Source organism: Klebsiella sp. MS 92-3 (assembly GCF_000195655.1).
In the GTDB taxonomy this organism is placed as follows: domain Bacteria; phylum Pseudomonadota; class Gammaproteobacteria; order Enterobacterales; family Enterobacteriaceae; genus Klebsiella; species Klebsiella pneumoniae.
Genome location: NZ_GL882860.1, coordinates 36,194 through 43,057 on the forward strand (window position 1 = coordinate 36,194; position 6,864 = coordinate 43,057).

The 6,864-nt window shown below is 59.0% G+C and carries 9 protein-coding genes and 1 pseudogene; 8 read left to right on the forward strand and 2 right to left on the reverse strand.

The features are described from left to right. The 4 genes and pseudogenes from HMPREF9538_RS31215 to eutR form a co-directional block, all read left to right on the forward strand. Positions 1–101, forward strand: a pseudogene (locus tag HMPREF9538_RS31215) (ethanolamine ammonia lyase small subunit); the annotation flags it as partial. Between the two features lie 9 nt (positions 102–110). Further along, positions 111–770, forward strand: coding sequence for an ethanolamine utilization microcompartment protein EutL (gene eutL / locus HMPREF9538_RS03350; RefSeq protein WP_004151999.1), 660 nt, complete (start codon positions 111–113; stop codon positions 768–770). 11 nt (positions 771–781) lie between these two features. Continuing rightward, a complete protein-coding gene (gene eutK / locus HMPREF9538_RS03345) occupies positions 782–1,267 on the forward strand; it encodes an ethanolamine utilization microcompartment protein EutK (RefSeq protein ID WP_004151997.1) in 486 nt (161 codons plus the stop codon). Positions 1,268–1,312: 45 nt separating this feature from the next. Next, positions 1,313–2,365 carry an HTH-type transcriptional regulator EutR gene (gene eutR / locus HMPREF9538_RS03340; protein ID WP_002913642.1) on the forward strand — a complete coding sequence of 351 codons (1,053 nt, stop codon included), beginning with the start codon at positions 1,313–1,315 and terminating at the stop codon, positions 2,363–2,365. Between the two features lie 43 nt (positions 2,366–2,408). Here the strand turns inward: eutR and hemF are convergent, their stop codons facing one another. Together hemF and amiA are read right to left on the reverse strand one after the other, a co-directional pair. Beyond that, positions 2,409–3,308, reverse strand: a complete 900-nt coding sequence (hemF, locus tag HMPREF9538_RS03335) for an oxygen-dependent coproporphyrinogen oxidase (protein WP_002913641.1) — start codon at positions 3,306–3,308, stop codon at positions 2,409–2,411. Further along, complete coding sequence (gene amiA, locus HMPREF9538_RS03330) at positions 3,308–4,180, reverse strand: N-acetylmuramoyl-L-alanine amidase AmiA (protein WP_002913639.1); 873 nt, start codon at positions 4,178–4,180, stop codon at positions 3,308–3,310. The genes hemF and amiA overlap by 1 nt, the downstream gene beginning before the upstream one ends. A gap of 211 nt (positions 4,181–4,391) precedes the next feature. Between amiA and HMPREF9538_RS03325 the strand changes: the two genes are divergently transcribed. From HMPREF9538_RS03325 to HMPREF9538_RS03310, 4 genes are all read left to right on the forward strand, one after another. After that, positions 4,392–4,817: a GNAT family acetyltransferase gene (locus tag HMPREF9538_RS03325; protein ID WP_002913637.1), complete on the forward strand. Its 426-nt coding sequence runs from the start codon at positions 4,392–4,394 to the stop codon at positions 4,815–4,817. Beyond that, positions 4,804–5,253: a DUF2919 domain-containing protein gene (locus HMPREF9538_RS03320; protein ID WP_002913635.1), complete on the forward strand. Its 450-nt coding sequence runs from the start codon at positions 4,804–4,806 to the stop codon at positions 5,251–5,253. Before HMPREF9538_RS03325 ends, HMPREF9538_RS03320 begins: the two co-directional genes overlap by 14 nt. 61 nt (positions 5,254–5,314) lie before the next feature. Beyond that, positions 5,315–5,890 carry an RpoE-regulated lipoprotein gene (locus HMPREF9538_RS03315; protein WP_020317238.1) on the forward strand — a complete coding sequence of 192 codons (576 nt, stop codon included), beginning with the start codon at positions 5,315–5,317 and terminating at the stop codon, positions 5,888–5,890. Positions 5,891–5,984: 94 nt separating this feature from the next. Beyond that, the coding region (locus HMPREF9538_RS03310; protein ID WP_009486208.1) for a Dyp-type peroxidase at positions 5,985–6,864 on the forward strand (880 nt) is incomplete at its 3' end.

A 6,864-nucleotide genomic window follows, 5' to 3' on the forward strand; every position in this document is an offset into this window, starting at 1 on the left:
CCCGGGGCGCCCCCCCGCCGGTAGAAGCCGCCGCGGTGATCGTGGATTTAGCTAAACGCATGCTGGAGCAGAAAGCCTCCGGCATCAACATGAGCCGTTAAGGAGGCATCATGCCAGCATTAGATTTGATTCGACCCTCGGTTACCGCGATGCGCGTGATTGCCTCGGTGAATGACGGTTTCGCGCGCGAGCTTAAATTACCGTCGCATATACGTAGCCTCGGACTCATCACGGCAGATTCTGACGATGTGACGTATATTGCCGCCGACGAAGCGACAAAGCAGGCGATGGTGGAGGTGGTCTATGGCCGCTCCCTCTACGCCGGTGCGGCCCATGGTCCGTCGCCTACCGCCGGCGAAGTACTGATCATGCTTGGCGGCCCGAACCCGGCGGAAGTTCGCGCCGGGCTGGATGCCATGATGGCGCATATTGAAGGTGGGGCGGCATTCCAGTGGGCTAACGACGCGCAAGATACCGCGTTTCTGGCGCACGTGGTGTCGCGTACCGGCTCTTATCTTTCATCGGCCGCTGGCATCGCGTTGGGCGATCCGATCGCTTATCTGGTGGCGCCGCCGCTGGAGGCGACGTTTGGTATCGATGCGGCGATGAAGTCGGCCGACGTTCAGCTGGTGACCTACGTCCCGCCGCCATCGGAAACCAACTATTCGGCCGCCTTTTTGACGGGAAGCCAGGCCGCCTGTAAAGCCGCCTGCAATGCCTTTACCGATGCCGTTCTCGATATTGCCCGTCATCCTGTACAGCGTGTGTAATGGAGGGAGCGATGATCAATGCGCTGGGATTGCTCGAAGTGGAGGGCATGGTCGCGGCTGTAGACGCTGCGGATGCCATGCTTAAGGCGGCCAATGTGCGCCTGCTCAGTCATGAAGTGCTCGACCCGGGCAGGTTAACGCTGGTGGTGGAGGGCGACCTGGCGGCCTGCCGCGCCGCGCTGGATGCTGGGGCCGCCGCTGCCCGGCGGACCGGCTGCGTGATCAGCCGTCGGGAAATTGGCCGCCCGGAAGAGGATACCCAGCGGCTGATCGGCGGTTTTCAGCCACCGCCGCCAGCGCCCATGCCGCCAGCTGACCCGGCTTCATCGGAAGCCTTACTGACGCTGCTGGCTTCAGTTCGTCAGGGCATGACGGCCGGCGAGGTCGCCGCGCATTTTGCCTGGCCGCTGGATAAGGCCCGCCAGGCGCTGGAGCAGCTCTTTTCCGCAGGGACGCTACGAAAACGCAGTAGCCGCTATCGTCTCAAAAATCCATAACCTGTCGGAGGTGCCGGGAGCGGCTTGCCCCCGGCTTTAACGATTATGAAAAAGCGTCGTTCTGCAAATTTGCACCATCTCTGTTGCGAGGCGTTGCCGGAAGACACCAGGCTGACGCCTCAGGTTGAAATTGACAATATTCATCAACGACACACAACCGATGTGTATGAGCACGCCCTGACCATTACCGCCTGGCAACAGATCTACGATCAGCTGCATCCGGGGCAGTTTCGCGGCGAGTTTACCGAAATCCTGCTCGATGAGATCCAGGTCTTCCGCGAATATACCGGGCTGGCGCTGCGCCAGTCCTGCCTGGTCTGGCCGAACTCCTTCTGGTTTGGCATTCCGGCGACCCGGGGTGAACAGGGGTTTATCGGCTCGCAGTGTCTGGGCCGGGCAGAAATCGCCACCCGTCCCGGCGGTACGGAGTTCGAGCTCAGCACGCCGGATGATTACACCATTCTCGGGGTAGTGATTTCGCAGGAGGTGATTGCGCGTCACGCCAGTTTCCTGCACCACCCGGAGCGAGTGCTACATATGCTACGCAACCAGTCAGCGCTGGCGGTCCGCGAGCCGCATAAGGCCGCGCTGTGGGGGTTTGTCCAGCAGGCGCTGGCCACCTTTAGCGAGCATCCGGATACCCTTCATCAGCCGGCCGTGCGTAAGGTCCTGCGGGATAATCTGTTGCTGGCGATGGGCACGATGCTGGAAGAAGCGCAGCCGATGGTAAGTGCAGAGAGCGTCAGCCACCAGAGCTACCGCCGCCTGCTGGCGCAGGCGCGCGAATATGTGCTGGAAAACAGCGCGGAGCCGTTAACCGTTCTCGATCTGTGCCAGCAGCTGTACGTCAGCCGTCGCACCTTGCAGAACGCCTTCCATGCGATACTGGGGATTGGTCCTAACGCCTGGCTCAAACGGATCCGCCTGAACGCTGTGCGTCGGGAGCTGATAAGCCCCTGGTCAGAGCGCGAGACGGTCAAGGAGGCGGCCATGCAGTGGGGATTCTGGCATTTGGGGCAGTTCGCCACCGACTATCAGCAGCTGTTTGCTGAGAAACCGTCGATGACGCTGCACCATCGCCTGCGCCAGTGGGTGTGAGGGAAGAGACTCCGCTACCGGGTGGCCAGCCGCCATCCGGCCGTTACAGCCAGTCGCGCACCTGAATAAACTCGCTCAGCGCCGCCTCGGGGCTGCCGGGCTCGGGCTGATAATCATATTCCCAGCGCACCAGCGGCGGCATCGACATCAGAATCGACTCCGTACGCCCGCCGGTCTGCAGGCCGAACAGGGTGCCGCGGTCCCAGACCAGATTGAACTCGACATAGCGGCCGCGACGGTAGAGTTGAAAGTGGCGCTCGCGTTCGCCGTACGGCGTGGCTTTCCGGCGTTCGACGATAGGTAAATAGGCGTCAGCATAGCCGTTCCCGACCGCCTGCATAAAGGCGAAGCAGTGGTCAAAATCCGGGGTGTTCAGGTCGTCAAAGAACAGACCGCCGATGCCGCGCTGCTCCTGGCGGTGCTTGAGATAGAAGTAATCATCGCACCATTTTTTATAGCGCGGATAGACTTCCTCGCCGAACGGCAGACACAGATCGCGGGCGGTACGATGCCAGTGGACGGCATCCTCTTCAAAGCCGTAGTAAGGGGTTAAATCAAAGCCGCCGCCGAACCACCACACCGGGTCGGCGCCAGGCTTTTCGGCAATAAAGAACCGCACGTTGGCATGGCTGGTGGGCACGTAGGGGTTCAGCGGATGAACCACCAGCGAGACGCCCATGGCTTCAAAACTGCGTCCGGCCAGCTCCGGGCGGTGCGCGGTGGCGGAGGCAGGCATGGCGTCGCCATGGACGTGGGAAAAGTTGACCCCCGCCTGCTCGAACACCCGGCCTTCGCGCAGCACCCGGCTGCGTCCGCCGCCACCGCCTTCCCGCTGCCAGGCATCTTCAATAAACGGCGCGCCATCCACGGCGCTCAGCTGCTGACAGAGGTTGTCCTGGAGCTGGAGCAGAAAAGTTTTTACCTGCGCGGCATCGGGTTTCATTAACGTCTCTTCGAATGGGCTTTCTGGTTATCGAACCAGTGGAAATAGCTGATAATGCCGTTGGCAATCGCGGTGGCGATTTTCTGCCGGAAGGCGGTGGTGCCGAGCAGTTTCTCCTCGTTCGGGTTGGTGATAAACGAGGTTTCCACCAGCACAGACGGTATGGATGGTGACTTCAGCACCACGAACGCCGCCTGCTCGGTATTGCGGCTGTGTAGCTTATGTACCGGCTTGATCTTTTTCAGGATATGCGAGCCCAGCGTCAGGCTGTTTTTGATGGTGTCGGTCTGCACCAGATCGAACAGTACCTGCTGCAGCAGATGGTCTTTATCCGTCGCTTTCTTACCTGCGACCTCATCGGCGCGGTTTTCGCGATCGGAGAGGTATTTCGCCATGGCGCTACTGGCGCCGCGGTTTGACAGGGCGAACACCGAGGCGCCGGCGGCGCTCGGGTTGGTAAAACCATCGGCGTGGATTGACATAAACAGATCGGCGCCGTGCTGATGGGCGATCTCCACGCGGTCGTACAGCGGGATAAAGGTATCCCCGGTGCGGGTCAGGCGGGCGTCGATGCCGTTGCTGCGCAAAATGCTGCGCACGTTCTTAGCGATCGCCAACACCACATGCTTCTCTTTCGAGCCGTTATGGCCGATAGCGCCGGTATCGATGCCGCCGTGGCCCGGATCTAACATTACAATCCGGCGACCCCCGGCCTTTTTGGCGGCGGGTTTGCTATGTCCATTTGACGTTTTCAGTGGCTGTTCTTTTGCGCTGACCTGTGAGGCGACGCCGCTCAGCGTCATCGCAGCCAGCCCGGCTTTCAGCACCTGACGGCGCGAAGCAAGTATTTTTAAGGGTTTAAAAGTGCTCATTCGGCCTGAATTGTAAACAAGTGATGTCCAATGTTATATCGTATCGCGTTTGCCGTTACGACCATTCAAAATAAGAATTGTTTTACTTTTCATTTCAATACATGACAAAGTCATATTATGCCATTTTTTGTCGCTGATTTCGCCTGATATTGGCTATCAGTTATATTCGCGCCATAATCACTGTTTTTAACCGTCAATGGTGGGGAATACCATGGAGATTCGCGTTTTTCGCCAGCAGGATTTCGAAGAGGTTGTGACGCTGTGGGAGCGCTGCGATCTGCTGCGCCCGTGGAACGATCCGGAGATGGATATTGAGCGCAAGCTGAATCACGACGTCAGCCTGTTTCTGGTGGCGGAAGTGAATGGCGAAGTGGTCGGCACGGTGATGGGCGGATATGACGGTCATCGCGGATCGGCCTATTATCTCGGCGTCCATCCGGAATATCGCGGCCGGGGTATCGCGAACGCGCTGCTCAACCGTCTGGAGAAAAAGCTGATTGCCCGCGGCTGCCCGAAAATCAACATTATGGTCCGTGAAGACAACGACGTGGTGCAGGGAATGTACGAGCGGTTGGGCTATGAGTACGCCGATGTCCTGACCCTGGGCAAGCGCCTGATCGAAGATGAAGAATACTGAGTTTATCCCCGCCGATTTTGATGCCCATGGCCGTCTGCGCCTGCCTTTGCTTTTCTGGTGCGTGCTGTTGTTGCAGGCCCGCACGTGGGTGCTGTTTTTGATGGCCGGCGCATCGCGCCAGCAGGGCGACGCGATTCTTAATCTGTTCTATCCCGATCACGAGCGCTTCTGGCTTGGTTTACTGCCAGGCGTGCCGGCGGTGCTGGCCTTTCTGCTTAGCGGCTATCGTCAGCGCCTGCCGCGCCTGTGGCGGGCGATGCGCTGGCTGCTGGTGCTATCGCAAGTGCTGCTGTTGCTGTGGCAGCCGATGCTATGGCTGAGCGGCGAATCTCCCTCCTCGTTGACCATTGCGCTGCTGGTCGCGGATGGCTATGCCCTGTGGTGGCTGTTAACCAGCCGTCGCCTGGGCGCCTGTTTTCACCAGACCACCTTTTAATGGCACTTTTTGCCGATCGTGAACTCCAACATGCGTTGAATGACTCAGAAAGGATTGAGATATGAAATCGCTACGTGTAATGCTCTGTGCGCTTCCGCTGGCGCTGACCGGCTGCTCCACGATGAGCGCAGTCAACTGGTCGGCGGCCTATCCGTGGAACTGGTTTGGCGCTTCCACCGAGGTGACCGAGCAGGGAGTGGGTAAACTGACGGCTTCCACGCCGCTCAATGAACAGGCGATTAGCGATGCGCTGGGCAGCGACTACCGTTTACGCAGCGGAATGAAGACCGATAAGGGCAATATCGTCCACTACTTTGAAGCGCTGAAAAACAACAGCGTGGCGCTGACCATCAATGGCGACAACGGTGCTATCAGCCGGATTGACGTGCGTGATGCGGATATCAAAACCGCCAGCGGCGTGAAAATCGGCACACCGTTTAGCGACCTGTACAGCAAAGCCTTCGGCAACTGCCAGAAAGGCAGCCATGACAACGGGGCGGTCATCGAGTGTCAGGCCGAGGGGAGCCAGCATATCAGCTATGCCTTCACTGGCCACTGGAGCGGTCCGGACGAGCTGATGCCCTCCGACGATACGCTGAAAAACTGGAAGGTCAGCAAGATTATCTGGCGTCGCTAAATTGATCTGAAGAGACACGACAGCTCTGAAAAACGGTTACAATGGCGCGTTAGCAACGCGACAGCGTTGTGGTTGCATCATTTCAGGAGGAGCGATGTCTCAGGTTCAGAGCGGCATTTTGCCGGAACATTGCCGCGCGGCGATTTGGATTGAAGCCAATCTCAAAGGGGACGTTAACGCCCTGCGCGAAGCGAGCAAAATTTTTGTCGATAACGTGGCCACCTTCCAGGCTAAATTCCCCGACGCCAAACTCGGTGCGGTGGTGGCGTTCGGCAATAACGTCTGGCGTCAGCTGAGCGGCGGCGAAGGGGCGGATGAGTTAAAAGATTTCCCGGTCTATGGCAAAGGGCTGGCGCCGTCCACCCAGTATGACCTGCTGATTCATATTTTATCCGCCCGTCATGAAGTTAACTTCTCGGTGGCGCAGGCCGCGCTGGCCGCCTTTGGCGACGCTATCGACGTGAAAGAAGAGATTCACGGCTTCCGCTGGGTGGAAGAGCGTGACCTCAGCGGCTTCGTCGATGGCACCGAAAACCCGGCGGGGGAAGAAACCCGCCGCGAAGTGGCGGTCATTAAAGACGGCGTGGATGCGGGCGGCAGCTACGTGTTCGTCCAGCGCTGGGAGCATAATCTCAAACAGCTGAACCGCATGAGCGTGCCGGATCAGGAGATGATGATCGGCCGTACTAAAGACGCTAACGAAGAGATCGATGGCGATGAACGTCCGGTCACGTCGCACCTGAGCCGCGTGGACTTAAAAGAAGATGGCAAAGGGTTGAAAATCGTCCGTCAGAGCCTGCCGTACGGCACCGCCAGCGGCACCCATGGCCTCTATTTCTGCGCCTACTGCGCGCGCCTGTATAACATCGAGCAGCAGCTGCTGAGCATGTTTGGCGATACCGACGGTAAACGCGACGCGATGCTGCGCTTCACCAAACCGGTGACCGGCGGGTATTACTTCGCGCCGTCGCTGG